At 51.3% G+C, this 25,829-nt stretch carries 23 protein-coding genes; 1 reads left to right on the top strand and 22 read right to left on the bottom strand.

Annotated features, from left to right (window positions below):
- Nucleotides 1–66 precede the first annotated feature (66 nt).
- The 13 genes from murJ to frr form a co-directional block, all read right to left on the bottom strand.
- Nucleotides 67–1,605, bottom strand: a complete 1,539-nt coding sequence (gene murJ / locus HMPREF2608_RS09370) for a murein biosynthesis integral membrane protein MurJ (protein WP_070826755.1) — start codon at nucleotides 1,603–1,605, stop codon at nucleotides 67–69.
- A 9-nt stretch (nucleotides 1,606–1,614) separates the two neighbouring features.
- Entirely contained in the window at nucleotides 1,615–2,790 is a 1,176-nt protein-coding gene (gene lpxB / locus HMPREF2608_RS09365; RefSeq protein WP_070826753.1) for a lipid-A-disaccharide synthase, read from the bottom strand.
- Nucleotides 2,791–2,951: 161 nt separating this feature from the next.
- Entirely contained in the window at nucleotides 2,952–3,728 is a 777-nt protein-coding gene (lpxA, locus tag HMPREF2608_RS09360; protein ID WP_070826752.1) for an acyl-ACP--UDP-N-acetylglucosamine O-acyltransferase, read from the bottom strand.
- 74 nt (nucleotides 3,729–3,802) lie between these two features.
- Nucleotides 3,803–4,252, bottom strand: a complete 450-nt coding sequence (fabZ, locus tag HMPREF2608_RS09355; RefSeq protein WP_003681704.1) for a 3-hydroxyacyl-ACP dehydratase FabZ — start codon at nucleotides 4,250–4,252, stop codon at nucleotides 3,803–3,805.
- 73 nt (nucleotides 4,253–4,325) lie between these two features.
- Entirely contained in the window at nucleotides 4,326–5,366 is a 1,041-nt protein-coding gene (lpxD, locus tag HMPREF2608_RS09350) for a UDP-3-O-(3-hydroxymyristoyl)glucosamine N-acyltransferase (protein ID WP_070826750.1), read from the bottom strand.
- A gap of 101 nt (nucleotides 5,367–5,467) precedes the next feature.
- Nucleotides 5,468–5,977 (bottom strand): OmpH/Skp family outer membrane protein, encoded by a 510-nt coding sequence (locus HMPREF2608_RS09345; protein ID WP_070826748.1) that lies wholly within the window; start codon nucleotides 5,975–5,977, stop codon nucleotides 5,468–5,470.
- A 111-nt stretch (nucleotides 5,978–6,088) separates the two neighbouring features.
- The gene (gene bamA, locus HMPREF2608_RS09340; RefSeq protein WP_070826747.1) at nucleotides 6,089–8,491 is read right to left on the bottom strand and encodes an outer membrane protein assembly factor BamA; all 2,403 of its coding nucleotides are present in this window, start codon (nucleotides 8,489–8,491) and stop codon (nucleotides 6,089–6,091) included.
- A gap of 3 nt (nucleotides 8,492–8,494) precedes the next feature.
- Nucleotides 8,495–9,835, bottom strand: coding sequence for an RIP metalloprotease RseP (gene rseP / locus HMPREF2608_RS09335; RefSeq protein ID WP_070826745.1), 1,341 nt, complete (start codon nucleotides 9,833–9,835; stop codon nucleotides 8,495–8,497).
- Between the two features lie 85 nt (nucleotides 9,836–9,920).
- Entirely contained in the window at nucleotides 9,921–11,147 is a 1,227-nt protein-coding gene (ispC, locus tag HMPREF2608_RS09330) for a 1-deoxy-D-xylulose-5-phosphate reductoisomerase (protein WP_070826795.1), read from the bottom strand.
- A 117-nt stretch (nucleotides 11,148–11,264) separates the two neighbouring features.
- Nucleotides 11,265–12,014 carry an SIMPL domain-containing protein gene (locus tag HMPREF2608_RS09325; RefSeq protein ID WP_070826743.1) on the bottom strand — a complete coding sequence of 250 codons (750 nt, stop codon included), beginning with the start codon at nucleotides 12,012–12,014 and terminating at the stop codon, nucleotides 11,265–11,267.
- 33 nt (nucleotides 12,015–12,047) lie between these two features.
- Nucleotides 12,048–12,842: a phosphatidate cytidylyltransferase gene (locus HMPREF2608_RS09320; RefSeq protein ID WP_070826742.1), complete on the bottom strand. Its 795-nt coding sequence runs from the start codon at nucleotides 12,840–12,842 to the stop codon at nucleotides 12,048–12,050.
- Nucleotides 12,843–12,847: 5 nt separating this feature from the next.
- Nucleotides 12,848–13,594 (bottom strand): isoprenyl transferase, encoded by a 747-nt coding sequence (locus HMPREF2608_RS09315; protein ID WP_003686603.1) that lies wholly within the window; start codon nucleotides 13,592–13,594, stop codon nucleotides 12,848–12,850.
- A gap of 57 nt (nucleotides 13,595–13,651) precedes the next feature.
- The gene (gene frr, locus HMPREF2608_RS09310) at nucleotides 13,652–14,209 is read right to left on the bottom strand and encodes a ribosome recycling factor (RefSeq protein ID WP_063068560.1); all 558 of its coding nucleotides are present in this window, start codon (nucleotides 14,207–14,209) and stop codon (nucleotides 13,652–13,654) included.
- A 577-nt stretch (nucleotides 14,210–14,786) separates the two neighbouring features.
- Here frr and HMPREF2608_RS09305 point away from each other — a divergent pair.
- Nucleotides 14,787–15,239 carry a hypothetical protein gene (locus tag HMPREF2608_RS09305; RefSeq protein ID WP_141761488.1) on the top strand — a complete coding sequence of 151 codons (453 nt, stop codon included), beginning with the start codon at nucleotides 14,787–14,789 and terminating at the stop codon, nucleotides 15,237–15,239.
- 91 nt (nucleotides 15,240–15,330) lie between these two features.
- Here HMPREF2608_RS09305 and HMPREF2608_RS09300 read toward each other — a convergent pair whose 3' ends face one another.
- The 9 genes from HMPREF2608_RS09300 to nuoG form a co-directional block, all read right to left on the bottom strand.
- Nucleotides 15,331–15,630: a DUF2818 family protein gene (locus HMPREF2608_RS09300; RefSeq protein ID WP_070826738.1), complete on the bottom strand. Its 300-nt coding sequence runs from the start codon at nucleotides 15,628–15,630 to the stop codon at nucleotides 15,331–15,333.
- A 219-nt stretch (nucleotides 15,631–15,849) separates the two neighbouring features.
- Complete coding sequence (gene nuoN, locus HMPREF2608_RS09295) at nucleotides 15,850–17,292, bottom strand: NADH-quinone oxidoreductase subunit NuoN (protein ID WP_070826735.1); 1,443 nt, start codon at nucleotides 17,290–17,292, stop codon at nucleotides 15,850–15,852.
- Between the two features lie 9 nt (nucleotides 17,293–17,301).
- Complete coding sequence (locus tag HMPREF2608_RS09290; protein WP_070461043.1) at nucleotides 17,302–18,798, bottom strand: NADH-quinone oxidoreductase subunit M; 1,497 nt, start codon at nucleotides 18,796–18,798, stop codon at nucleotides 17,302–17,304.
- A 94-nt stretch (nucleotides 18,799–18,892) separates the two neighbouring features.
- Nucleotides 18,893–20,917 (bottom strand): NADH-quinone oxidoreductase subunit L, encoded by a 2,025-nt coding sequence (gene nuoL, locus HMPREF2608_RS09285; RefSeq protein WP_070826734.1) that lies wholly within the window; start codon nucleotides 20,915–20,917, stop codon nucleotides 18,893–18,895.
- A 2-nt stretch (nucleotides 20,918–20,919) separates the two neighbouring features.
- Nucleotides 20,920–21,225 (bottom strand): NADH-quinone oxidoreductase subunit NuoK, encoded by a 306-nt coding sequence (gene nuoK, locus HMPREF2608_RS09280; RefSeq protein WP_003759427.1) that lies wholly within the window; start codon nucleotides 21,223–21,225, stop codon nucleotides 20,920–20,922.
- Entirely contained in the window at nucleotides 21,222–21,893 is a 672-nt protein-coding gene (locus HMPREF2608_RS09275) for an NADH-quinone oxidoreductase subunit J (protein ID WP_049332989.1), read from the bottom strand. Before HMPREF2608_RS09275 ends, nuoK begins: the two co-directional genes overlap by 4 nt.
- An 11-nt stretch (nucleotides 21,894–21,904) precedes the next feature.
- Nucleotides 21,905–22,384 carry an NADH-quinone oxidoreductase subunit NuoI gene (gene nuoI / locus HMPREF2608_RS09270; protein ID WP_002218650.1) on the bottom strand — a complete coding sequence of 160 codons (480 nt, stop codon included), beginning with the start codon at nucleotides 22,382–22,384 and terminating at the stop codon, nucleotides 21,905–21,907.
- An 80-nt stretch (nucleotides 22,385–22,464) separates the two neighbouring features.
- On the bottom strand, nucleotides 22,465–23,541 hold the full coding sequence (gene nuoH / locus HMPREF2608_RS09265) for an NADH-quinone oxidoreductase subunit NuoH (RefSeq protein ID WP_002216340.1): 1,077 nt from the start codon (nucleotides 23,539–23,541) through the stop codon (nucleotides 22,465–22,467).
- A gap of 2 nt (nucleotides 23,542–23,543) precedes the next feature.
- The gene (gene nuoG / locus HMPREF2608_RS09260; RefSeq protein WP_070826732.1) at nucleotides 23,544–25,805 is read right to left on the bottom strand and encodes an NADH-quinone oxidoreductase subunit NuoG; all 2,262 of its coding nucleotides are present in this window, start codon (nucleotides 25,803–25,805) and stop codon (nucleotides 23,544–23,546) included.
- Between the last annotated feature and the right edge of the window lie 24 nt (nucleotides 25,806–25,829).

The following is a 25,829-nucleotide window of genomic DNA, read 5'->3' as shown; positions in this document are numbered from 1 at the left end:
TGAAAATGTTTCAGACGGCCTTTTTAGTGATTAGTCTTTAAGCCAAGCTATACGCCCTCCAGCTGCTTATTTTTCCACCCTGCGGAAATGGTGCGGACGGAAGCCGAGCGCGGCGAGGGAAACGAAGTAGAGGCCTCCGCCCAAGGCAATCAGAATGCAGAGTTGGCCTGCTTTTTTAAAGCCGCCGACGTGCACCCATTCAAACGGCAGATAATATTGCGCCAGCCACAAACCGCCACCCATGACGACCAAAGAGATGACCATTTTAACCAAAAACGCTGCCCAACCTTTACCGGGGCGGTAGATGCCGTGTTTACGCAAAAGGAAAAACAGCAAACCTGCATTCAGACACGCGCCCAAACCGATAGCGAGAGACAGGCCGACGTGTTTAAGCGGCGAAATGAAGGCAAGGTTCATCAACTGCGTGCAAATCAGCGTGAAAATAGCGACTTTAACGGGGGTTTTGATGTTTTGGCGCGCGTAGAAACCGGGAGCCAACACTTTAATCATAATCAGACCGATCAAGCCGAAGGAATAGGCAATCAGCGCGTGTTGGGTCATTTGCGCGTCGTGCAGCGTAAATTCACGGTACATGAACAAGGTCGTAACCAGAGGGAAAGACAACACGGCAAGGCCGACGGCGGCAGGCAGGGTCAGCAGCATGCACAGGCGTAAACCCCAGTCGAGCAGGCCGGAAAACTGCTCGGTATCCTGACTGGCGGCGTGTTTGGACAAGGTAGGCAGCAAAATCGTACCGAGTGCCACGCCCAAAACGCCGGTAGGCAATTCCATCAGCCGGTCGGCGTAATACATCCATGACACGCTGCCGGACTGCAAAAATGAGGCAAAAATGGTGTTGATAACCAAGGAAATCTGCGCCACGCTCACGCCCAAAATAGCCGGCCCCATCTGTTTCATTACGCGGTTGACCGCCGCATCTTTAAAGCTGAGTTTGGGCATTTTCAAGAAGCCCAGTTTCGCCAACCAAGGCAGTTGGAACACCAGCTGCAACACGCCGCCGACAAATACCGCCCACGCCAAAGCCATAACAGGCGGATCAAAATACGGCACGAAGAACAGGGAAAAGATGATAAAGGAGATGTTCAAAAAAGTCGGCGTAAAGGCGGGAATGCCGAATTTATGATAGGAATTGAGTATTGAGCCGACAAAAGACGACAAAGAAATCAAAAAGATATAAGGAAACGTCACCCGCAGCAGGTCGATGGAGAGCTGAAACTTATCGGCTTCTTTGGCAAAACCGGGCGCAGAAACATAAATCACCCACGGCGCGGCAAGTATACCCAGCGCGGTAACGATGACCAGTACAAACGACAGCATACCGGCCACATGGCGCACAAACGCCTGCGTAGCTTCGGGCGAGCGGGTTTCTTTGTATTCCGCCAAAATCGGTACGAAGGCTTGGGCAAATGCGCCCTCTGCAAACACGCGCCGCAGCAGGTTGGGCAGTTTAAACGCGACAAAAAACGCATCCGTCGCCATGCCTGCACCAAACGCACGAGCAATAATCGTATCGCGCACAAAGCCCAAAATGCGCGACACCATCGTCAGGCTGCCAACCTTAGCCAAGGCTCCCAATAAATTCATGTATTTTCCTTAATTGTCTTTCAGGCCGTCTGAAAATCCGGCTTCCTCCAATACTGCCGCCGCCGCCAATGCCGCCGTATCTTTTTTCAACAGCAGATGCAAGGCGTGGAAATCCTGTTCCAACGCGGCCACGGCTTCAGGGCGGTCATACCAGTCTGCAACGGCCTGCGCCAGTTTTTCAGGGACGGCATCGTGTTGCAGCAGCTCGGGAACGGCGGCTTTACCCAACAGAATATTGGGCAAACCGACATGCGGCACTTTGATTTTGTTTTTCACATACGCATAAGTCAGCGGCGAAATTTTGTAGCTGATGACCATAGGCCGCTTGCACAAGGCCACTTCCAAAGTCGCCGTACCACTGGTAACCAATACCACGTCGGCAGCGGTGCAAACCGTATCCGACTGCTTGTCGGTCAACGTAATGGGAAGGGCAGCAAATTCAGGTTGCGCCAAAATTTCGCTAATGCGTTTGCGCGTTGCGGCCGTTGCCACAGGCAGTAAAAACTGTGCCTGCGGATAACGTTTCAGCAGCAGTAAGGCCGTCTGAAAAAACACCGCCGCCATGTAATCGATTTCGCTCACGCGGCTGCCGGGCAATATGGCAAACACAGGTACGTCCGCAGGCACACCCAGCTTCTGCCGCGCCGCCGCCCTATCCGCTTCCACGGGCATGGTTTGCGCCATCGGATGGCCGACAAACTCAGCCTTGCCGCCGGCATCGATATAAAGCTGCGGCTCCATCGGAAACAGGCACAACACGCGGTTGACCTGATGCACGATTTTATTGACCCGTTCTCGCCGCCAAGCCCAAACCGACGGGCTGACGTAATGAATGGTATGAATGCCTGCCTGCTTGAGTTTTTCCGCCACGCCGAGATTGAAGTCCGGCGCATCGATGCCGATAAACACATCCGGCTTGAGGCGGATTAAATCGCTCACCAGCCCTTTGCGGATTTTCAAAATCTGCGGCAGGCGTTTGATGACCTCAACAAAACCGCGCACCGCCAGCTTTTCCTGATCGTATAAACTCTCAAAACCCTCCGCCTTCATGCGCTCGCCGCCGATGCCGGTAAACCGCGCATTCGGGCAACGCGCCTTAATGGCACGGATTAAGTGTGCGCCGAGCAAGTCGCCGGAAGCTTCGCCTACGCTGATGGCGATAAGGGGGGAAGAATTGGGGTTCATGTGTTATTGAGGTTTGGAAGCTAAAAGATTTTGTGGCGGACGTTTGCCCGCCCGTTTTCAGACGGCATCGGCAGCAAACAGACAGGAAACTGCCCTACTACGTGGATTTTTGCAATCCAAAGGCCGTCTGAAAAAGTTTCAGACGGCCTTCAATCCATCCATCAACGGATAATGCCGCGTGTGGATTGTGCAAAAAAGTCTTTAAATACCGCCAATTCGCTTTGGGTTTCGGCACGTTTCAGAATGTCTGTCTTGGCCTCTTCAAACGGAATGCCGCGATGGTAAATGGTTTTATACACATCTTTGACGGAGGCAATCTGTTCGGCAGTGAAACCGTTGCGGCGCATACCTTCGCTGTTGAGGCCGGCCGGTTCGGCGCGGTAGCCTGCAGCCATAAAGTATGGCGGTACGTCTTTGTGTACGCCGGCGGCAAACGCGGTCATGGCGTAGTCGCCGATTTGGCAGAATTGGAACACCAGCGTGTAGCCACCCAAGACGACGTAGTCGCCGATGGTAACGTGGCCTGCGAGTGAGGCGTTGTTGGCGAAGATGGTATGGTTGCCGACCACGCAGTCATGGGCGAGGTGGCAGTAGGCCATAATCCAGTTGTCATCGCCGATACGGGTTTCGCCGATGCCGGTGACCGTACCGAGGTTGAACGTCGTAAATTCGCGAATGGTGTTGCCGTTGCCGATAATCAGCTTGGTCGGCTCGTTGCGGTATTTTTTGTCCTGCGGAATTTCACCGAGGCTGGCAAATTGGAAAATGCGGTTGTTTTCACCGATGGTCGTATGGCCGTTGATGACGACGTGCGGGCCGATTTCGGTATTCGCACCGATTTGGACATTGGGGCCGATGATGCTGTATGGGCCGACTTTGACGCTGGAGTCAAGTTCGGCTTTAGGGTCGATGACGGCGGTCGGATGGATAAGGGTCATGCTGTCTCCTTGCTGTCTGATACAGGTATTGCCTGCAAGATGCCGTTTGAACTTTCAGACGGCCTGTCCCATTCTTACACCACGCGTTTGGCGCACATAATCACGGCTTCAACGGCAACTTGGCCGTCGACTTTGGCAACGGCGTTGAATTTGCCGATACCGCGTTTGTTGGTCAGCAGCTCGACTTCAAAAACCAGTTGGTCGCCGGGGATAACTTGGCGTTTGAAACGGGCGTCATCGATACCGGCGAAGAAGAAGAATTCGTTTTCTTTGCGGCCGCCTTCGCTGAGGATGGCCAGTGTGCCGCACGCTTGCGCCATGGCTTCGATAATCAGCACGCCGGGCATCACGGGCAGGTCGGGAAAGTGGCCTTGGAACTGCGGCTCGTTCATGGTGACGTTTTTAATTGCAGTCAGGGTTTTCATCGGTTCGAACGCAGTAATGCGGTCGAGTTGCAAAAACGGATAACGGTGTGGGATAAGTTTTTGAATGTCTTTGGCTTCGATCGGGAGTTGTACGTCCATGATGTTCGTCTTTCCTTATTTGTATTGGGTTTAAACGTATTCGGATGCGGGGCGCGGACTGTTTGCGCCGCCTTTAGGCTTCGTCGCTGTCGGCAAGCTGTTTTTCCAGCGTTTTGAGGCGTTTGTTCATTTCGCTCAAACGGTGGATATAAACGGCATTGCGCGCCCAGTCTTTGTAGCCCGACATCGGGAAAATACCGGCCAAATGCTGGCCGCTTTCGGTAATGCTGTGGGTAACGGATGTACCGCCGCCGATGGTGGTTTTATCGGCGATTTCAATGTGTCCGACCGTGCCGACGCCGCCGCCGATAATACAATAATTGCCGATGGTGACGCTGCCGGAAATGCCGGTTTTGGCGGCGATAACGGTGTGCGAACCGATTTTGCAGTTGTGACCGATTTGGACTTGGTTGTCGATTTTAGTACCGTTGCCGACGGTCGTATCGCTCATCGCGCCGCGGTCGATATTGGTGTTCGAACCGATTTCCACATCATCGCCCAGCGTGACTGCGCCGGTTTGCGGGATTTTGAACCATGAATCGCCGGCGAAGGCCAAGCCGAAACCGTCCGCACCGATGACTGCGCCGCTGTGGATTTCGACACGGTTGCCCAAAGTGCAGCCGTAATAGATGACAGCGTTGGGACGCAGCACGACTTCATCGCCCAACGTACAATCGTGTTGGACAACGGCATTGGCCAAAATACGGCAGCCTTCGCCCAATACGGTATTCGCGCCGATATAGGCATTCGCGCCGATTTCGCAGCTTGCCGGCACTTTGGCGCTGGCCTCGACAACGGCGGTCGGATGTATGCCGCCCTGTGCTTTGACAATCGGCGAGAACAATCGTGCCACTTTGGCAAAATAAAGATAAGGGTCGGCAGCCACAATCAGGTTGCGGTCTGCAAATTCGTCTGCGGCTTTCGGTGACACAATCACTGCGCCTGCCTGGCTGTCATGCACTTCGGCTTTGTATTTCGGGTTGGCCAAAAAGCTGATGTGTTCCGCCTGCGCCTGATCCAACGGACGGACGGCAGTAATGGCGATGTCTTCGCCTTTCCATTCGCCGCCAAGTTGGGAAACGATTTGGGACAGGGTGTATGCTTGTGAAGTCATGATAATCTGCCGTCAAGATGTCAGGCCGTCTGAAAGATGCCGGTTTGGGTTTCAGACGGCCTTAGGTTTGTCTGTATGGTCACATTCGCTACCGAGCAGGGTCAGTGAGCGTTTAGGGCTTTGATAACGCTGTCGGTAATGTCGTAGCGGCCGTTGACGTAAATCACGTCCTGCAAGATGAAGTCGTAACCTTCGTGTTTGGCCAAATCGACGATGACGCGGTTGGCATTTTGCTGGAGCGCGGCGAATTCTTCATTGCGGCGCAGGTTGTAGTCTTCTGCCAACTCGGCCTGCTGCTTGCGGAATTTCTGTACCAGATTGCGCCATTTTTGGGTTTCCGCTTCCCTTTGGTTGTCGCTGAGCTTGTCGCCGCTCAGTTTTCGCTCTAAAGCCTCGCCTTCCTGTTGCAGCTTTTGCAAGGCGGTTTGACGGCTTTTGAACTCTTTTTCCAAAGTCATCTGAATGTTTTGCGCCTGCTTGGATTCCTGATAAACGCGCTCGGTATTGATAAAACCGATTTTCTGCACGCCATCCGCCGCCGCTTGCGGCAACAGCACGAAACCCGACAGGGCTACGGCGAGGACACGGAGGGTGTCGGCTATTTTACTCATGATAAAAATCCTTGCTTGAAAACAAACGGGCGGTTTGCAATAAGCTTGCCGCCAATCTGCCATGAGGCCGTCTGAAACGGACAAACCCGGTTTCAGACGGCCTAAACATCATCAGAATGTCGTACCGAGTTGGAATTGGAAGCGTTGGATTTCGTCGCCTTCTTTTTTCTTAATCGGATAAGCATAACTGAACTTCATCGGACCCAGCGGAGAGAGCCAGGTCACGGCAGCACCGGCAGAGTAACGCAATTCGTTTTTGAATGTCGATTTGTGCGTTGTGCCTACGCCATACACGTTTTGAAGCGCGCCATTGGTGTAATAAGAATTGCTGCTGCCGTCATTGTAGGTTTTGTCGTCCCACACGCTGCCCGCATCGGCAAACAGGCTCAAACGGACGGTACGCGAGTCTTTAATGCCCGGCATCGGGAAGAGCAACTCTGCGGAAACGTTGGCTTTTTTGTTACCGCCGTAGCTGATTTTCTCGCCGTATTCGTCATAAACTTTCGGGCCCAGCGTACCGCTTTCAAAGCCGCGGACAGAGCCTAAACCGCCGCCGTAGAAGTTTTCAAAGAACGGCATGGTTTTGGTTTTGCCGTAGCCGTTGCCATAACCGACTTCTCCACCCAGCATCAATGTGAAATCTTTGCTCAACGGGAAGAACCAAGTTTGGTTGTGGGTCAGGGTGTAGTATTGCAGGTCGCTGCCCGGCAAGGCGATTTCGCCGTTTACGCCGGTCAGGTAACCGCGGGTCGGCCACAAGGCATTGTCGGTTTTGTTGCGGCCCCAGCCGATGGTGCCTTTGTACAACCAGCCTTTGAAGTTACCCACTCCGTTGCCGTTGCCTTTACCGTATTGGTTGATAAAGTCAGCATAGCGTTTAGGCGCGCCTTTGTAGGTGTTCACGGTCAGACGCTCTGCGGCCAAACCGAAATTCACACGGTCATATTCGGTAACCGGAATACCGATACGCAAACCGCCGCCGAAAGTTGTAGTTTTATATTGTTTCGCGCTGGAAGAAGCTTTACGCGGGTCATAAGACTTGCCATAAAGGTCGTAGCCCAAGCTTACGCCGTCCGGTGTGAAGTATGGGTCGGTAAACGACAACGAGCCGTTTACTGTGGTTTTACTGCGGGAAGCGCGCAGGGCAACGGATTTACCCGTACCGAACAGGTTGTCTTGAGCCACGCCGGCAGACATTACCAAACCGGTATCCTGAACCCAACCCGCGCTCAAGTCGAGCGATCCGGTAGAACGTTCGGTCAGGCTCATGTTCAGGTCAACTTGGTCAGGCGTATTGGCCACAGGAACCGCATCAAATTGAACGTTGTCGAAGTAGCCCAACAACTCAACGCGCTCTTTAGAACGTTGCAGTTTGGCAGAGTCGTAAGGCGCCGATTCCATTTGACGCAACTCGCGGCGGATGACTTCGTCACGGGTTTTGTTGTTGCCGGTAATATTGATTTCGTTTACATAGATTTTGCGGCCCGGTTGAACGGTCAGAACAAAATCAACGGTATGCGTTTCGGCATTTGGAATCGGTTGGACATTGATTTCGCTAAATGCGTAACCTGCCTGACCCATGCGGTTTTGAATGGCTTCGAGCGAATTGGACATTTGCGCGCGCTCGTACCATTTGCCCGGCTTCATGGTCAGCAGTTTTTCCAAATCTTCTTTCGGCACTTCCAGCGTATCGCCTTCGATGCGTACATTGCCCCAGCGGAAGCGGTCGCCTTCGCTGACGGTTACTTTAATGGTTTGCTTGGTTTTGTCTTCGTTGGTTTGGATGTCGGTATCCAAAATACGGAAGTTGAAGTAGCCGTTGTTTTGGTAGTAATTGGTGATTTTTTCCATGTCCTGAGCAAATTTTTGCTCATTGAACTGGTTGCTCTTAGTGATCCAAGTCCACATACCGCCTTCGCTCAGGGACATTTGTTTCAGCAGGCGGCGGTCGGAATAAACTTCGTTGCCTTCAAATGAAATATCGGTAATCTTGGTAGATTTGCCCTCTTCGATGGCAATATCGATAGATACGCGGTTACGGGCGAGTTTGGTTACAGTCGGAGTGATTTGGACAGACTGTTTGCCACGGCTCAAATACTCTTCTTTCAAACCGGCAACGGCTTGGTTTAGCGTTGCTTGGTTGAAGTATTGGGATTGCGACAAACCAAATGCTTCAAGGTTTTTCTTGATGGCATCGTTTTGCAGCATTTTTGCGCCGGTAATATTGAGCGAGCTGATGGTCGGACGCTCAATCACGGTCAGCAGGACTTGATTGTCCATGGTTTCGACGCGTACGTCGTCAAAGAAACCGGTTGCGTAGAGTTTTTTGATGATTTCTTCACTGCGCGCATCATTGAAATTATCACCGACTTTAACGGGCAGGTAGTTGAAGACGGTACTCGGCTCGGTGCGTTGCAGGCCTTCGACGCGGATGTCCTGAATGGTAAAGTCAGCCAATGCCATTGGCGACAGGCTCAATACCATTAAAGCGGAAGCAATCTGGTTCAGTTTCATAAATTATCCAAACAAACGGTTGATGTCATTAAAGAAAGCCACAGCCATCATCAAAAGCATGGCTGCCAGTCCGAAGCGCAGGCCGACTGCCTGTATGCGCTCGCTCAAAGGCTTTCCGCGTATCCATTCGGCGGTATAGAAAACCAGATGTCCGCCGTCTAAAACGGGCACGGGCAAAAGGTTCAACACGCCTAAGCTGATGCTGACCAAGGCCAGAAATTCGAGGTAGCTCTGCAATCCGAGTTTGGCGGATTGTCCGGCGACATCGGCAATGGTCAGGGGGCCGGAAATATGGTTTAAAGAGGCATTGCCTGTAACCAGTTTTCCAAAAAATTTGAGGGTCGTCCACGAATAGTTGACGGTTTTGTTCCAACCCAATTCAAAGGCTTGGGCAACGGAAGGCGTATAACGGTAGCGGATGGTTTTATCCCACTCTTTATCCGCCTGGGAGGCAAGCCCGGCTCTACCCACCAGCACGCCTGCCGACTGCTCGACGCTGTCCGGCCGGATAGCGGTCGCCAGTATTTTACCGTCGCGCTCGTAAGTCAGTTCGATTCGTTTGCCGGGGCTGGCGCGGAAGAGTTCCGTCCATGCCTGCCAGCTTTCGATGGACTTCCCATCGGCGGTCAGCAGTTTGTCGTTTTCCTTCAAACCTGCTTTTTCGGCCGGACTATTGGCCAAGACTTTGCCGATACGGTTAGTAATTCTAAAAGGCAAAAGGCCGATGTTGCCTTGGCTTTTCGCAACTTTACCTGCTTCAGGCGTGCCGGCGGCATCAATTATGCGGATGGCTTGGGTATTTGAGGCCGTCTGAACAGCGACTTTTACAGGGCCGGCTTCAAGGTTCAACACCATCTCGGTTTGCGCATCGCTCCAGTCTTTAACGGCGATTCCGTTAACCGATACAATTTTATCGCCCGCCTGAAAACCTGCTTTGGCGGCAATACTACTAGGCTCAACCATGCCGACATAGGGGCGCAACTCGGTCACGCCAAAGGAAAAGCTCAAACCGTAAAGCAAAACGGCCAAAATCAAATTGGTCAAAGGGCCGGCGGCGACAATGGCGATGCGCTTGGCCGGATGCTGCTTGTCAAAGGCGTACGGCAAATCTGCCTCTGCCACCTCGCCTTCGCGCGTATCGACCATTTTAACGTAACCGCCCAGCGGAATCGGGGCAAGACACCACTCGGTATCGCCACGTTTTCGGGTAAAAAAGGGCTTACCGAAGCCGACAGAAAAGCGCACGACTTTAACGCCGCACCAGCGGGCAACAATATAGTGTCCGAACTCATGCAGGCTGACCAAAATCAGAATGGCGACGATAAAGGCTAAAAAGGTTTGCAAAAAAATCCCCTGAGTGGAATGTAATAATCAGCGGATAAGGCCGTCTGAAAACCGATTATAAAGGCAGTTGTTCCATTTTGTCTGCCTAAATGCCAAGCGGTTGGCGTTTCAGACGGCCTGTCATTGAAGCCTTATATTTACCGATAAAGGCTTCTGCCTGTCTGCGTGTTTGCGCGTCTTGCGCCAGCAGGCCTTCGATACCGTGACGGCCGTCTGAAAAATCCTGGGCAAGGCAGTGGGCTACGATTTGGGCAATATCGGTAAACTTGATGCGTTTATCCAAGAAAGCGGCCACGGCCACTTCGTTTGCGGCGTTCAACACGCAAGGCGCGGCGCCGCCTGCATTCATGGCCTGATAGGCAAGTTTCAAACACGGGAAACGGTCAAAGTCAGGCTTTTGGAAGGTCAACGCGGACAATGCGCCGAAATCCAGCTCGCCCACGCCGGAATCGATACGTTCGGGCAGACCCAAACAATAAGCAATCGGCGTACGCATATCGGGATTGCCCAATTGCGCCAATACCGAACCATCGCGATAACGCACCATGCTGTGTATCACAGATTGCGGATGAATGACGACTTCCAGCTTTTCCGGCGGACAGTTAAACAGCCAATGCGCCTCAATCAATTCCAAGCCCTTATTCATCATTGACGCGGAATCGACGGAAATTTTGCGCCCCATGCTCCAATTCGGATGCTTGACCGCCTGCTCGGGCGTAATGCTGTCAAATGTACTTAAATCGGCGTTAAGGAAGGGTCCGCCCGATGCGGTCAGGATAATCGAATTGATACCGTGCTCATTCAGACGGCCTGTGTAATCCCTTGGCAATACTTGGAAGATGGCGTTGTGTTCGCTGTCAATCGGCAAGATGGTGGCGCCGTTTTGACGGGCGGTTTCCATAAACAATGCGCCGGAAACCACCAGCGTTTCTTTGTTTGCCAGATAAATGGTTTTGCCTTTTTGAGCGGCAGCCAAAGCCGACGGCAAGCCGGCCGCGCCGACAATGGCACACATCACGCCGCTGACTTCATCGGCGGAGGCGACATCAATCAGGGCTTGAGAACCATATAAAACCTGCGTATTGATGCCTTCTTGTTTGAGTTTCTTTTCCAGCTCGGCAGCATGGCCGGCATCGCCGACAACGGCATATTCCGGGCAGAACTGTTTGCATTGCGCCGCCAGCTTGTCCACCTGCCTATGCCCTGCCAGCGCGAACACGCGGAATTTTTCGGGATGGCGGGAAACAACGTCTAAAGTGCTTTCGCCTATGCTGCCGGTACTGCCTAATATGGTCAGAACTTGTTGTGTCATGGTGTGTTCTTTGTGTGCTGTGCAAACGGTATTCATTGTGTTTGAAATAGATTTCTTTGCCGTTTCCAATTTTCAGACGGCCTTTTACCTCCCGGCTAAACAGGCCATCTGAAAGAATTACTCAATGCCGTATTCGATGGTAACAACCAGTCGGACTTGTTTGCCGACGGTGCTTTTATCGTAAGAACCGCCGTATTCATCATCCTCGCTGCTGCCGGTGTCGGCATAGATGTTGAACGAACCTTGCGAAGCAGAACGCATGGCGCCCACTTTACCGCCGCCGGTTTTGGCAAATTCGACCGCGCGTTTCTGCGCATCCTCAGTCGCCTGCGTAATCAAATCACGTTTGATGGTTTCCAAATTGCCCAGCAAATATTGCGGATTGTCGAAGCGGATGAATTCATTTTGCGCACGGAAATTCAAAATGGCACGCTGGGCGGCTTGGATTTTGTCCAATTTTTTGGTGTTGACCACAATATTGAGGTCGCCATCGTAGCCGTTGGGCGTGCGGGTTACGTTGCCCAGTTCGTCACGGGTTTCATTGAAAACGCGCGACACTTCGGGCAGGCCCACTTTCATTTCAGCCGCCGCAAAGCCTTGCTCACCCAAAAACTTAGACAGCTTCTTGCGTCTTGCCGTCAGTAAATCCAAAACTTCCTGATAGCTCTCGCCGTGCGCGTTCACCCCCGTATTCCACGTCGCGCTGTCGGATTGGAAGTTTTTCTCCGCCAGACCTTTTACAGTAATCGTCCCCGGCTGGCGCAGATTCTTAAACTGCACGCCCAAAATAAACGCCGCAGCCATCAATCCCAATGCCAACAATACGCCCAAGATCGATAAAGATGAAATCTGTTTTTGTTCGGACATAATCAGCTCCCTCAACCACGTCAGACAGGCGGTTTAAAACAAATATACAAAAGCGGCATAAATGCTGATAACGGCAATCAGGCTGTCCACACGGTCGAACACGCCGCCGTGTCCCGGCAACAGATTGCTGCTGTCTTTGATACCGGCCGCACGTTTGAGCCAGCTTTCCAGCAAATCGCCGCACACGCTGACAACGGTCAGAATCAAGCCGATCAAAATCGTTTTGAACCACCCGGCTTCAAAAGCCAGCCAACCGGCTTTCCATACGATGGTCATGTACACGACAACGCACAATGCACCGCCGATCGCACCTTCCCAGCTTTTACCCGGGCTGATGGTCGGCGCAATTTTGCGCTTGCCAAACGACTTGCCGCAGAAATACGCGCCAATATCGGCCACCCACACCAAACCCATAATCGCCAATAAAGACAGCGCGTCTTCAGGCTGAGGGCGCAGGTAAACCAGTGCGAACCAAAACGGCATCACCAACAACCAACCGACTGTGTAAGCCTGCCAGCCGCCGTTTAACTTCCATTTTGCTTTCAGCCACCAAGGCATGACAATCAGCCAAAACGCCAATACGACATACCAAACCAAATCAGGCAACTGCCAACCGCCGGCATAGGCAATCACGCCGAACACCAGCGTTGAAGCCAAATAATGGTTGATTTTCAGCTTGTCCAAGCCACTCATGCGGGCATATTCCCACAAAGTCAGCATGGCAATCAGGCCGCAAAACGCAGCCCACAGCCACATAGGTGCATAAAACAGCATACCCAGCATCAGCGGCAAAAGCCACAGCGCTGTCAAAATCCGTTGTTTCAACATAGTCCTCAACCCCGTTGCTGCTCAACCGGCAGCTGCTCGGAAGTCCGCCCGAAGCGGCGCTCCCGTTTTTGGAACGAAGCAATCGCCTCGTTCAGCGATTTTTCATTAAAATCAGGCCACAGCGTATCCGTAAAATACAATTCCGCATACGCCATCTGCCACAGCAGGAAATTACTGATGCGCGTCTCGCCACCGGTTCGGATAAACAAATCCGGCTCGGGTGCATCGCCCAACATCAAGTAACGCGACAACGCCTCTTCCGTAATCTCAGTTACACCTTCGGCAATCAACTGATTTGCCGCCTGCAAAATATCCCAGCGGCCGCCATAATCGGCGGCAATGCTCAAAGTCAAACCGGTATTATTTGCCGTCAACGCCTCGGCCGCCTCAATCCCCTTCAGGATTTCAGCATTAAACCGCTCGCGGCTGCCGATGATCCTCAAGCGCATATTGTTATCGTGCAAACGGCGCACCTGCTTTTGCAAAGCCTGCAAAAACAGCCCCATCAGAAAAGAAACCTCTTCCTCGGGGCGTCGCCAGTTTTCAGTCGAAAAAGCAAACACGGTCAAATACTGCACACCCAGTTCAGCACAATGCTTCACCATGTTCTCCAGCGCATCCAAGCCGCGCTTATGCCCCATTACACGGGGAAGAAAACGCTTCTTTGCCCAACGTCCGTTGCCGTCCATAATCACAGCAATATGTCGGGGGATGGCAGAGTGTTCCAAAATCGTCTGCGTACTGCTTTTCATGTCTGCCTTTCAAGGAGCAAACCGTCCAAAGGCCGTCTGAACGGTTTGCACACAGGATTAAATCGCCATCAAATCTTCTTCTTTGGCAGCCAAGAGCTTGTCTGCCTCAGCAATGTATTTGTCGGTCAACTTCTGAACCGCTTCCTCGCCACGGCGGGCTTCATCTTCAGAAATCTCTTTGTCTTTCAACAATTTTTTGATATGGTCGTTTGCATCACGGCGCACATTGCGGATAGACACACGGCCCTCTTCCGCCTCACCGCGCACTACTTTGATCAAATCCTTACGGCGTTCCTCAGTCAGCATAGGCATAGGGACACGGATCAAATCACCGACAGAAGCAGGGTTCAGACCCAAATTGGAATCACGAATCGCTTTCTCAACTTTTGCAGCCATATTGCTCTCGAAAGGTTTCACACCAATCGTACGCGCATCCAAAAGCGTCACGTTTGCCACTTGGCTCACAGGCACCATACTGCCCCAGTATTCCACTTCCACTTGGTCGAGCAGGCCGGTATGCGCACGGCCGGTACGCACCTTAGCCAAGTTTTCTTTCAACACTTCCAGAGAACGCTGCATTTTGCCTTCAGCTGTCTTTTGAATATCATTAATCATCTTATACTTTCAATTTCATAGGAATAAAACAGGATTAACCGAGAATAGTACCGTTAAACCGCCCCCACGACAAGGCTTTACGCCCCAACAGCCTTGTTTTCTAACCGATATTTAACATCAAACAAAATAAAGGCCGTCTGAAAATCTTTCAGACGGCCTTTATTGTTTCAAGCAACTACATCAACTCGGCCTTTTCCTGAATTTATTTGGAAACTAAGCTTCTATCTTGAGACCATTGTTTCCATCCACACAAAGAACGAATTTTATTGCTAATAGATATAAACAACTCTACTCTTTTCAATCGAAATGAATTTCCTCGGGAAATATACCGATAATCGGTTATAATGACCGATTATCTAAATTGATTAAACATATCAAATAACTGTAGCATTGAATTTACTATGTTACAATGTTTGCAAATGTTACACATAACTACGTAAAGAAATCTCGATATGAGATTTCTTTTTAATCACTTTTAAAGACTTATATTTCATTCAACCATTGAGAGATAAAAAATGAAAAAAGCCTTTTCTATCTTTTCCATCAGTCTTCTGACTCTAAATACGGGGTATTAATTATGCGAAAACTTATTTTTACAGTTCTATTCATCCTCCCCTCTTTTTCTTTGGCTGGAAACTTACATTGTAAAAAGCCCGTAGAAGAAATGATTGGGGAAAGCCAAAGATGCTTTTACCAAGGGGGACTAAGCGATGCCATTACTGCTTTTAGCAAATATTCTGCTCAATGGAATAAAAAGAAAGGTGAGTCCATCCCTTTTCTTTGGTTTCCCATTTTAAAAAACGGCATACCCAAAACAACCGTAACAATGGCACAATTACCAAAATCTCGTTCTGTAACGCCTTTCTCAGAAACTAAAGACTATCCTTTGGAGACCATTGTTGCCGGTATTGAATGGAAAAACAAAAATAAAGTCAAAATTATGGGATCTGTTTATGAGACAGATTATTGTCTCTCCGCTACTTTTATCCAAAAAGAAGATAAAGTCTTTATTGAATCCATATCTACCTAACTCAAAGATGTAGTCATTGCCACCTACATTCTCAAATACAAGGCCGTCTGAAAATCTTTCAGACGGCCTTTTCCTTATTTAAATCCAATTCCTACTCTCTATTTCGCTCATTCCAAAAGTAACGCCATACGAAGCATGGGAAGGCAAAAATCAGGTAGAGGCAGACAACGGTCGCGTAAAACTCCCAATCTTGGGCATGTACGGCTCCTGCGCGCGATTCGAGGATATAAGCGAGGATTGCAGTAAGAAGGAAGCCTGCCAGCAATTCGATCAAGTGATGGCCGATGTGTTTGCGTTTCAGGGCGATGATGCCGAAGAATTTGGTGGTAATAAATGGTGCGTTGGCAAAGATAATTGCCAACAGCAAAAGAATGTACATGGATGCGGTCATGATGGTCTTTCTGTTTTCAGACGGCCTGTATGTGATTTTAACATGTTAAATGGGCATTCTTGCCCATCATTATCCGTGGAATATTCAATATCTTGATGATACCCGCTTGATGATTGTTCAAAGGCTTGAGGCCGTCTGAACTTGGGTATTTTTCATCCGAATGCGAATCCTAACAAAAACGGCGACTTTGGAACAGCCGCCGTTGGTTTTGTTTGAAGTTTACAGGGTATTTTCCAATGCTTTGGCACACCAGTCGATAACGGTTTGCGGCATGATACCCCACAGGAGCAGCAGGAAGGCATTGACCGTCAGGACAAATTTGGCGGCATAGTTGCTGCCGACCGGCTGGTCATGGTCAGGCGCATCGAAGTAGATGACTTTGACCACGCGCAGGTAGTAGAACGCGCCAATCAGCGACATGATGACGGCAAACACTGACAACCAAACATGACCTTGTTTCAAGAGTGCCATAATCACGCCGAATTTGGCGTAAAAACCCATCAGCGGCGGAATACCCGCCATGGAGAACATGGACAGCAACATCAAGAAGGCAAACCATGCATGGCGTTGGTTAAGGCCTGCGAGGTCTTTGATGTCTTCACACTCAATGTCTTTGGTAGACAATACCATCAAAACACCGAAGCTGACTGCCGCCATCAAAGCATAGGTAATGGCGTAATACAAACCTGCGGTAAAGCCGACCGCACCTGCCATAAACGCCAACAGGATAAAGCCCATGTGCGATACGGTGGAATAGGCAAGCATGCGTTTGATATTGGTTTGCATAATGGCGGCAAGGTTACCGACTACCAACGATGCAACGGCAAGAATGGCCAACATCGGCGCCCAGTCTGAATGTACTGTACCCATGCCGGTCACAAGAATACGGAACGCAAAGACAACGGCGGCAATTTTCGGAGCCGTGCCCACAAAGGCGGCAACGGATGTCGGCGCGCCATCGTACACATCGGGTACCCACATATGGAATGGAACCGCACCCAATTTAAATGCAATGGCGACCACAATAAACACCATACCTAATTTCAACAACCATTCATTGGCCTGCTCATTGAAAGCAGAAGCCAAGACGGAAGCAAAATCAAGAGAACCGGTGGCGCCGTAAACCATGGAAATACCATAGAGCAGCAAACCGGAGGCCAACGCGCCCAATACGAAGTATTTCAGCGCAGCCTCGGCAGAACGGCCGGAATCGCGGCGCAGGGCAATCATGGCGTACAGCGACAAAGACAACAATTCCAAACCGATATACGCTGTCAGGAAATGTGCCGCGCTGACCATGACGCTCATGCCCAACAGGGCAAACAGCGACAGGGTGTAAAACTCGCCTTTAAAGATTTGGCGGTCTTGGTTGTACGGTTTACTGTAAATAAACAGACCAAACGTCAGCGCATACAGCACCAGTTTTGCCAAACGGGACATGCCGTCTGCAATATACATACCGTGAAAGGCATCGACACTGCCCTGCTCCCATACCGCCAATTGGGTAATAGCCACAATAATGACCGTTCCCAAACTCATCAGATGGGTTAAATAGCGGTTTTTATCGCAAATCCACAAGTCTGCCAGCAATACGACACCCAATAGCGCAAGCAGCACGATTTCGGGCATGGCGGGCATTAAATTCAAATCAGACCAGTTCATTTACACACCTCAAATCTTGCTTTGTGCCACATGGGCAATCAAATCGTTTGCCGCTTGATGTACCACTTCGATAAACGCTTGCGGATACAGACCCATGCCCAAAACAGCAACCGCCAAAATCGCCAAAATCGCAAATTCGCGGCAATTGATGTCTTTCATTTCGGCAACGTGCGGATTGTGGATCGCACCAAAAATAACGCGTTTGTACATCCACAGGGTATAAGACGCACCGTAAATCAAGGTCATAGCAGCCAACGCGCCTACCCAGAAATTCACTTTAACCGCACCCATAATCACCATAAACTCGCCCACGAAGCCGGAAGTTGCAGGCAGACCGGCATTAGCCATACCGAACAACATCATAAACGCCGCAAACTTAGGCATCACATTGACCACGCCGCCATAATCGGCAATATTGCGGGTATGCAGGCGGTCGTACATCACGCCGATACACATAAACATCGCGGCAGACACAAAACCGTGGGAAATCATTTGAATGATTGCGCCTTTCAATGCCCAGTCATTCAGTTGGCCGTTCACAAACAGGAACATGCCTAAAGTGACAAAACCCATATGGCTGATGGAAGAGTACGCCACCAGTTTTTTCATATCGGTTTGCACCAAAGCCACCATACCGATATAAATCACGGCAATCAGGCTCAATACGATGATTACAGGGGCAAAATAGCGTGCCGCATCCGGCATAATCGGCAGGATAAAGCGCAAGAAACCATACGCACCCAGTTTCAGCGTAATCGCCGCCAACACCATCGAACCGCCAGTCGGCGCTTCAACGTGGGCATCCGGCAACCAAGTGTGCACGGGGAACATCGGCACTTTTACGGCAAATGACAGGAAGAACGCCACAAACAAAAGCTGTTGTACGCCCAACGGAATCTGTTTGATGTTTTGGAAATCGACAATAGAGAAGCTGCCTGTTTGATAGTACAGGTAAACCATGGCAACCAGCATCAAAAGCGAACCCATCAGCGTATAGAGGAACAGCTTGACCGACGCATAGACACGGCGCGGGCCGCCCCATACACCGATAATCAGGTACAGCGGAATCAGCATACCCTCGAAGAACACATAAAACAGAATCGCATCCTGAGCGGCAAACGCGCCGTTAATCAAACCCGACATCATCAGGAATGCCGCCATATACTGCGCCGGACGTTTCTGAATGACTTCCCAACCGGCCAATACCACCAGCAGCGTAATAAACGCATTCAAGATGATAAAGAGCACTGAAATACCGTCCACGCCCAATGCGTAGTTGATTTTCAGCAGCGGAATCCACTCGTGGAACTCGGTAAACTGATAGCCGCCGCTCAAACGGTCGAAACCGGTAAACAGGGGCAGCGTTACCAAGAAACCGGCAAGCGCACCCATGAAGGCAAGCACACGCGCCAGCGGCGCACGGCTGTCTTTACCGGTCGCCAAAACCAGCACACCTGCGGCGATGGGTATCCATATTGCCAAGCTGAGTAGGTAGTTGGAAAACATAGTGGTTAACCTGTGGTTAAAATAAAATGTGTTTATGTGGATATTTCTTCGTTTCAGACGGCCTGAAGGTTTAAGGCCGTCTGAAGCCTCATCCTTATCGGAACAATCCCCAGAAGGTCATGCCGAGCAGTACCAATACGCCGAATACCATAGCGGCGGCGTAGGTGTAGATAAAGCCGGTTTGGGCTTTACGCACTTGCGCGGCAATCGCGCCGACCAGTTTGGCGGAGCCGTTGACGATGCCGTTGTCGATAATGGCGGTATCGCCGACTTTCCAGAAGAAGTTGCCCAATGCGCGTGTGCCTTTGGCGAAAACGTTGAAATACAGGGCGTCGAGGTAGTATTTGTTTTCAAACAAAACGTAAATCGGACGGAACGTCTGTGCAATTTTCGCAGGCAGGTGCGGCAGTTTGACGTACAAAAGCCATGCGCTCAATACACCTGCGATAGCAAGGTAGAGTACAGGAGAATGCAGGCTGTGCGACACCATCGCCAATGCGCCGTGAAACTCTTCCTTCATGATGTGCATGGTCGGATGCGCGTCGGCATTGACGAAAATCACGTCTTTGAAGAAATCGCCGTAAAGCATAGGCTCGATGGCAACATAGCCGATGATGACGGACGGAATGGCAAGCAAAATCAAAGGCAGGGTAACAACCAGCGGGCTTTCGTGCGGATTATCGTTTTTGCCCAAGCCGTGATGCTCTTCGCCATGATGATCGTCATGATGCTCAGGCAGGCTGCGCCATTTCTCTTCGCCGTGGAACACCATAAAGTATTGGCGGAACGCGTAAAACGCGGTAACAAACACACTGGCAAGGACGGCAAAATAAGCAAAGCCGCTGCCCGGCAGGGTGCTGTATTTCGCTGCTTCGATAATCGAATCTTTAGAATAGAAGCCGGAGAAGAACGGCGTACCAATCAGCGACAAGTTACCGATCAGCATAGTCAGCCAAGTAACCGGCATATATTTTTTCAGGTTGCCCATATGGCGCATATCTTGGTCGTGGTGCATACCGATAATCGCGCTGCCTGCCGCCAAGAACAGCAAGGCTTTAAAGAAAGCGTGGGTCATCACATGGAACATCGCCACGGAATAGGCGGACGCGCCCAAAGCCACGGTCATGTAGCCCAGTTGCGACAGGGTGGAATACGCAACCACACGTTTGATGTCGTTTTGAATCACGCCCAAGAAACCCATAAACAGGGCGGTAATCGCACCGATTACCATGATGACAGACAGCGCAGTGCTGCTCATCTCATAAATCGGCGACATGCGCGACACCATGAACAGACCCGCCGTAACCATGGTTGCGGCGTGAATCAATGCAGAAATCGGGGTCGGGCCTTCCATCGAATCGGGCAGCCAGACATGCAGCGGGAACTGAGCCGATTTACCCATCGCGCCCACAAACAGGAGCAGGCAGGTTACGGTAATCAAAGACCATTCCACACCGGGGAACAATTGAATGGTGGCCGTCTGAACATTAGGCAGATAAGCGAATACATCTTGATAGCGCAAGCTGCCGCCGAAATAGGCAAGCACCAAACCGATACCGAGCAAAAAGCCGAAGTCGCCGACACGGTTGATCAAAAAGGCTTTCAGGTTGGCAAATGTTGCACTTGGACGTTTGAAATAGAAACCGATCAAAAGGTACGATACCAAGCCCACAGCTTCCCAGCCGAAGAAGAGCTGGATGAAGTTGTTGCTCATAATCAGCATCAACATGCTGAATGTAAACAAAGAAATATAGCTGAAGAAGCGTTGGTAGCCGACTTTTTCATCGTGCATATAGCCGATGGTGTAGATATGCACCATCAACGACACGCCCGTTACCACGACCATCATCATCGCCGTCATCGTATCGACCAAGAAGCCGACGGAGAAATCCAAGCCGCCCATTGTCAGCCAGGTATAAACGTTCTCGTCAAACTTGGTACGGCTGCCATTGAGGAATCCCCACAGCACATAAGCCGACAGCACGGCAGATACAGCGACACCGAGTATCGTCACAGTATGCGCGCCGGCACGTCCGATTTTGTTGCCGAACAAACCCGCAATCAGCGAGCCTGCCAACGGAACAAGGGCAATTATCAAATATAAAGTCATATCGTTCATGATTACCCTTTCAACTCATCCAAATCGGCAACGTTGATTGTTTTTCTGTTACGGTACACCAATACCATAATCGCCAAACCGATGGCGGATTCGGCAGCGGCAACAGTCAGTACGAAGAATACGAAAATTTGTCCGGCGGTATCGCCCAAATGTTGCGAGAAGGCGATAAAGTTGAAGTTCACCGCCAAGAGCATCAGCTCGATCGACATCAGCAATACCAGCACATTTTTGCGGTTCATAAAGATACCCATTGCGCTGATACCGAACAGGAGCGCACCCAATACCAGATAATGCGTCAAGGTAATCATGCTTTGCCCTCCCCTTCCGGCTTGAGGCCGTCTGAAACTTCGCTTTCTTCGGCAGATTCGACTTGCGGTTTGACCGCTTCCATTTTCACCAAACGCATACGGCCTTGATCGGCGCGTACTTTAACTTGGTCGGCAGGATCCATGCGTTTCGGATTGGTGGTTTTACGGTGAACCAGCGCAATCGCGGCCACCATGCCCAACAGCAGCAATACCGCCGCCAATTCAAACGGCAACAGGTATTCGGTATAAATACGGCTGCCCAAATCACGGATATTGTTGTAATCGGCGGGAATGTCTTTCATCAGACCAAATGCGGCCAGGTCGGTTTTCGGGTTGACCAAAATCAGAATCAGGGCAACCGCCAACAATGTGCCGACCACGCCGGCAACCGGCGCATGACGCCAGAAACCGGCGCGCATTTCTTCAATGTCGATGTTCAACATCATCACGACGAACAGGAACAACACCATCACGGCGCCGACGTAAACCACCACCAGCGTCACACCCAAGAATTCGGCCTGCATCAGCATCCAAAGCATCGCGCTCACGCAGAAGGTCAGCACCAGATGCAAAGCGGCGTGAACAGGGTTTTTAGCGGTAACGGTACGAACCGCACCGTACAAAACGATGGCGGCAAGGATATAGAACAGAATCGCGGAAAAAGTCATTCGTCTGCTCCTTAACGATACGGCGCGTCAGCGGCTTTGCGTTTGGCGATTTCAGCTTCGTATTTATCGCCAATGGCCAAAAGAATCGGCTTGGTCATGTGCAAGTCGCCTTTTTTCTCGCCGTGGTATTCAAAAATATGGGTTTCCACAATCGCATCGGTCGGGCAGGCCTCTTCGCAGAAACCGCAGAAGATGCACTTGGTCAGGTCGATGTCGTAACGCTTGGTGCGGCGGGTGCCGTCTTCGCGTTCTTCCGATTCGATGTTAATCGCCATTGCCGGACAAACTGCCTCACACAATTTACACGCAATACAGCGCTCTTCGCCGTTCGGATAACGGCGTTGCGCGTGCAAGCCACGGAAACGCACGGATTGCGGCGTTTTCTCTTCGGGGAAATAAATTGTGTCTTTGCGGGCAAAAAAGTTTTTGAGCGTTACGCCCAAGCCTTTTACCAATTCGCCAAGCAGAAAGGTTTTTACTAAGTTAGCCATATTATGTTCCCTCAAAACAGGGATTTCGTTAGGTATTCAAAATCACTTTGTTCAGACGGCCTCAAGATGCCGTCTGAAACTTATTTCCACAAATTCAGCGGTGAAATCATCCACACGCCCAAAATCACGATGTAGGCGAAGCCGATCGGAATCAGCACTTTCCAGCCCAAACGCATGATTTGGTCGTAACGGTAGCGTGGGAAAGTTGCACGGATCCACAGGTACCAGTACAGCACCGCCGCCATTTTCACGAACATCCAAAATGCGGAAGGCGTACCGATAAAGCCCCAGCTTTGCGGGAACGGAGACAACCAGCCGCCGAGGAACATCAGCGATGTCAGCGCGGCAATCAGAATCATGAAAATGTATTCGGCAAGGAAGAACAGCGCGAATGCGAAGCCGGAATATTCAACGTGGTGACCGGCAACGATTTCGGATTCGCCCTCTGCTACGTCAAACGGTGCGCGGTTGGTTTCGGCAACGGCGGAAATCAGATAGACGATGAAGATGGGGAAGAGCGGCAGCCAGTTCCAAGAGAATACCGAACCGCCGGCAATACCTTTGGCTTGCGCGGCAACGATATCGGAGAAGTTCATGCTGCCCGATACCATCACGACGCACACCAACGCGGCACTCATGGCAATCTCGTAGGAAATGCTTTGCGCGGAAGCACGCATTGCGCCCAAGAACGAATATTTGGAGTTGGAAGCCCAGCCCGCGATGATCACGCCGTAAACCGACAGCGAGGTAATCATCAGGATATACAAAAGGCCGATATTGATGTTGGTCAGCACCCATTCTTCGTTGAACGGAATCACTGCCCATGCCGCAAAAGACGGGGCTAGCGACATAATCGGACCGATGTAGAACAGGGCTTTGTTTGACAGCTTCGGACGGGTTACCTCTTTAAACAAGAGTTTGAACACATCGGCAAACGGCTGAATCAGACCCCACGGGCCGGTCACGTTCGGGCCGACGCGAAGCTGCATAAAGCCGATGACTTTACGTTCGAAATACGTCAGGTAGGCAACGGTCAGAATCAGCGGAATCAGGATAATCACGATTTTGACGATGACGGATACCACCAAACCTACGGTGATACCCAAATCGCCCAGACCGAGCGTTGCGGCAAAGAGGTTTTGGAACCATTCTTGCATGATCAAGCTCCCGCCAGTTCAATAGTGTCCATCAACGCACCCAGCGCGGCATTTTCGGTATGCAGCGGCAGATGCACCACGTTTTCAGGCAAACCGGCATCGGCTTTGACTACAACCGATACGCTTGCGCCGTTTTGTTTGGCGACAGCGGTTTGTCCGTCTTGCAGGCCCAAGCGTGCCAATGTGTTCGGATTTACGCGCGCGGCAGGCACGGCGGCATGGCTGGTTTCTTGCAACGGTGCGGAACGGCGCACGATAGCATCAGTGTGATAAATACCGACGCCGCCGACACGGACGAGGCGGTCTGAGGCCGTCTGAACGCCCTCCCCTGTCCATGTGCTGCGGTTGTCCAGTTTGGACGGCAGGCTTTCTGTATCCAGCGCATCTTTCAGAATCGCAGCGGTATCGTGGTATTCAAAACCTTTCAGATCAAACAGGTTGCCCAATACGCGCAACACTTTCCACATCGGACGCGAATCGCCGAAGCCTTGTACCACGCCGTGGAAAGATTGCAGACGGCCTTCCATATTGATGAAGCTGCCCGAGGTTTCGGTAAACGGCGCAATCGGCAACAATACGTCGCACACATCCAGCAGCGTTTCGCTGACAAACGGCGTAAACGCCATCACGCTTTTCGCCTGTTTCAATGCGGCCACGGCTTTTGCACCGTCAACCGTATCGATTTCAGGCTCGACGTTGAGCAGCAAGACTGCCTGTTTCGGCGCATTTGCCATTTCGACAACGCTCTCGCCCGAGTTCACGCCCAAAACGTCAGCACCGACGCTGTTGGCGGCTTGCGGCAAAATGCCCAGCACTGCGCCGGTCGCGTCTGCCAGCTCTTGCGCGGCGGCATAAATGGCGGCGTAATCAGGATGGTTTTGCACTTCCGCTCCCAAAATCACCGCTGCTTTTTCAGCGTTTTTCAGGCTGGCGGTAACGGCGTGTTCCGCATTCGCAGACAGGTTTTTCAGACGGCCTGCCCATTCGTCGGGATGTGCGGCTTCTTGAGACAGAAGCGGCATAAACAATTCTTCTTTACTGCTGGCCAATACGCTCAAAGCCATGCGGTCTTTGGCGGCGCGGCGCAGGCGGGCGGTCAGAAGCGGCTGTTCTTTGCGCAGGTTCGCGCCGACTACCAATACGGCATCGTTGTCAGCCAAAGATTCAATGCCTTGTCCCAACCATTGCGCACCTTTAAGGCCGTCTGAAAGACGTTTGTCCTGTTGGCGCAAACGGGTTGCAAAGTTTTTAACACCCAAGCCGTCGGCAAGTTTTTTGGCCAGATACAGCTCTTCAACCGTATTCATCGGATTGGCCCAAATGCCGACTTGGTTTTGGTTACCGTCTTTGGCGATACATTCAATCGCGCTGCGGACATATTCCAACGCGGTTTTCCAATCCACGTCCATCCACTCGCCGCCCTGTTTGATTTTCGGGTTTCTCAGACGACTTTCGTGATACAGACCTTCGTAGGCGAAACGGTCGCGGTCGGACAGCCAGCATTCGTTAATGGCTTCGTTTTCCAACGGTAACACGCGGCGGACGGTATGGTCTTTGGTTTGCACAATCAGGTTGCTGCCCAAAGCATCATGGGCGGAAACGGATTTGCGGCGGTTCAGCTCCCAAGTACGCGCGTTGAAGCGGAACGGTTTACTGGTCAGCGCGCCGACGGGGCACAAATCGATGACGTTGCCCGACAATTCGGTTTCCACTGCTTTGCCGATAAAAGGCATGATCTCGGAATGTTCGCCGCGGTTGGCCATGGCGATTTCTTGCACGCCGGCGATTTCTTCAGTGAAACGAACGCAACGGGTACAGTGGATACAACGGCTCATTTCCTCGGCGGAAACCAAAGGACCCATGTCTTTGCCGACGACAGAACGTTTTTCTTCGGTATAACGGCTGGTAGTTTTGCCGTAGCCCATCGCCAAATCCTGCAACTGGCATTCGCCGCCTTGGTCGCAGGTCGGACAATCAAGCGGATGGTTGATGAGCAGGAACTCCATCACGCCTTCTTGCGCCTCTCGGGCTTTTGCCGAATGCGTACGCACAATCATGCCGTCTGTAACCGGCGTGGCACAGGCGGGCAGGGGTTTAGGAGCTTTTTCCACGTCCACCAGACACATACGGCAGTTGGCGGCGATGGAAAGTTTTTTGTGGTAACAGAAATGCGGAATATAAGTACCGAGCTTGTGCGCGGCTTCAATCACCGTCGCGCCCTGCTCCACAGATACCTGTTTGCCGTCGATTTCGATTTGTAACATGGTTCGTTCCTAGTTACGGGTATT

The organism is Neisseria sp. HMSC064D07 (assembly GCF_001837185.1).
Taxonomy (GTDB): domain Bacteria; phylum Pseudomonadota; class Gammaproteobacteria; order Burkholderiales; family Neisseriaceae; genus Neisseria; species Neisseria flavescens_C.
This window is presented reverse-complemented; position numbering and strand designations above follow the sequence as displayed.

Coding starts and splice junctions, on each gene's coding strand:
- lpxA (WP_070826752.1), bottom strand. CDS start 3,728: ATGACCCTTATCCATCCGACCGCCGTCATCGACCCTAAAGCCGAACTT.
- ispC (WP_070826795.1), bottom strand. CDS start 11,147: ATGACACAACAAGTTCTGACCATATTAGGCAGTACCGGCAGCATAGGC.
- HMPREF2608_RS09325 (WP_070826743.1), bottom strand. CDS start 12,014: ATGTCCGAACAAAAACAGATTTCATCTTTATCGATCTTGGGCGTATTG.
- lpxB (WP_070826753.1), bottom strand. CDS start 2,790: ATGAACCCCAATTCTTCCCCCCTTATCGCCATCAGCGTAGGCGAAGCT.
- HMPREF2608_RS09345 (WP_070826748.1), bottom strand. CDS start 5,977: ATGAGTAAAATAGCCGACACCCTCCGTGTCCTCGCCGTAGCCCTGTCG.
- bamA (WP_070826747.1), bottom strand. CDS start 8,491: ATGAAACTGAACCAGATTGCTTCCGCTTTAATGGTATTGAGCCTGTCG.
- HMPREF2608_RS09275 (WP_049332989.1), bottom strand. CDS start 21,893: ATGACTTTTTCCGCGATTCTGTTCTATATCCTTGCCGCCATCGTTTTG.
- lpxD (WP_070826750.1), bottom strand. CDS start 5,366: ATGACTTCACAAGCATACACCCTGTCCCAAATCGTTTCCCAACTTGGC.
- HMPREF2608_RS09300 (WP_070826738.1), bottom strand. CDS start 15,630: ATGACCGCATCCATGTACATTCTTTTGCTGTTGGCAATTATCTTTGCC.
- murJ (WP_070826755.1), bottom strand. CDS start 1,605: ATGAATTTATTGGGAGCCTTGGCTAAGGTTGGCAGCCTGACGATGGTG.
- fabZ (WP_003681704.1), bottom strand. CDS start 4,252: ATGGACGTACAACTCCCGATCGAAGCCAAAGACATTCAAAAACTTATC.
- HMPREF2608_RS09320 (WP_070826742.1), bottom strand. CDS start 12,842: ATGTTGAAACAACGGATTTTGACAGCGCTGTGGCTTTTGCCGCTGATG.
- nuoH (WP_002216340.1), bottom strand. CDS start 23,541: ATGCAAGAATGGTTCCAAAACCTCTTTGCCGCAACGCTCGGTCTGGGC.
- nuoI (WP_002218650.1), bottom strand. CDS start 22,384: ATGGCTAACTTAGTAAAAACCTTTCTGCTTGGCGAATTGGTAAAAGGC.
- HMPREF2608_RS09315 (WP_003686603.1), bottom strand. CDS start 13,594: ATGAAAAGCAGTACGCAGACGATTTTGGAACACTCTGCCATCCCCCGA.
- nuoG (WP_070826732.1), bottom strand. CDS start 25,805: ATGTTACAAATCGAAATCGACGGCAAACAGGTATCTGTGGAGCAGGGC.
- nuoN (WP_070826735.1), bottom strand. CDS start 17,292: ATGAACTGGTCTGATTTGAATTTAATGCCCGCCATGCCCGAAATCGTG.
- nuoK (WP_003759427.1), bottom strand. CDS start 21,225: ATGATTACCTTGACGCATTATCTGGTATTGGGTGCGCTCCTGTTCGGT.
- HMPREF2608_RS09290 (WP_070461043.1), bottom strand. CDS start 18,798: ATGTTTTCCAACTACCTACTCAGCTTGGCAATATGGATACCCATCGCC.
- frr (WP_063068560.1), bottom strand. CDS start 14,209: ATGATTAATGATATTCAAAAGACAGCTGAAGGCAAAATGCAGCGTTCT.
- HMPREF2608_RS09305 (WP_141761488.1), top strand. CDS start 14,787: ATGCGAAAACTTATTTTTACAGTTCTATTCATCCTCCCCTCTTTTTCT.
- nuoL (WP_070826734.1), bottom strand. CDS start 20,917: ATGAACGATATGACTTTATATTTGATAATTGCCCTTGTTCCGTTGGCA.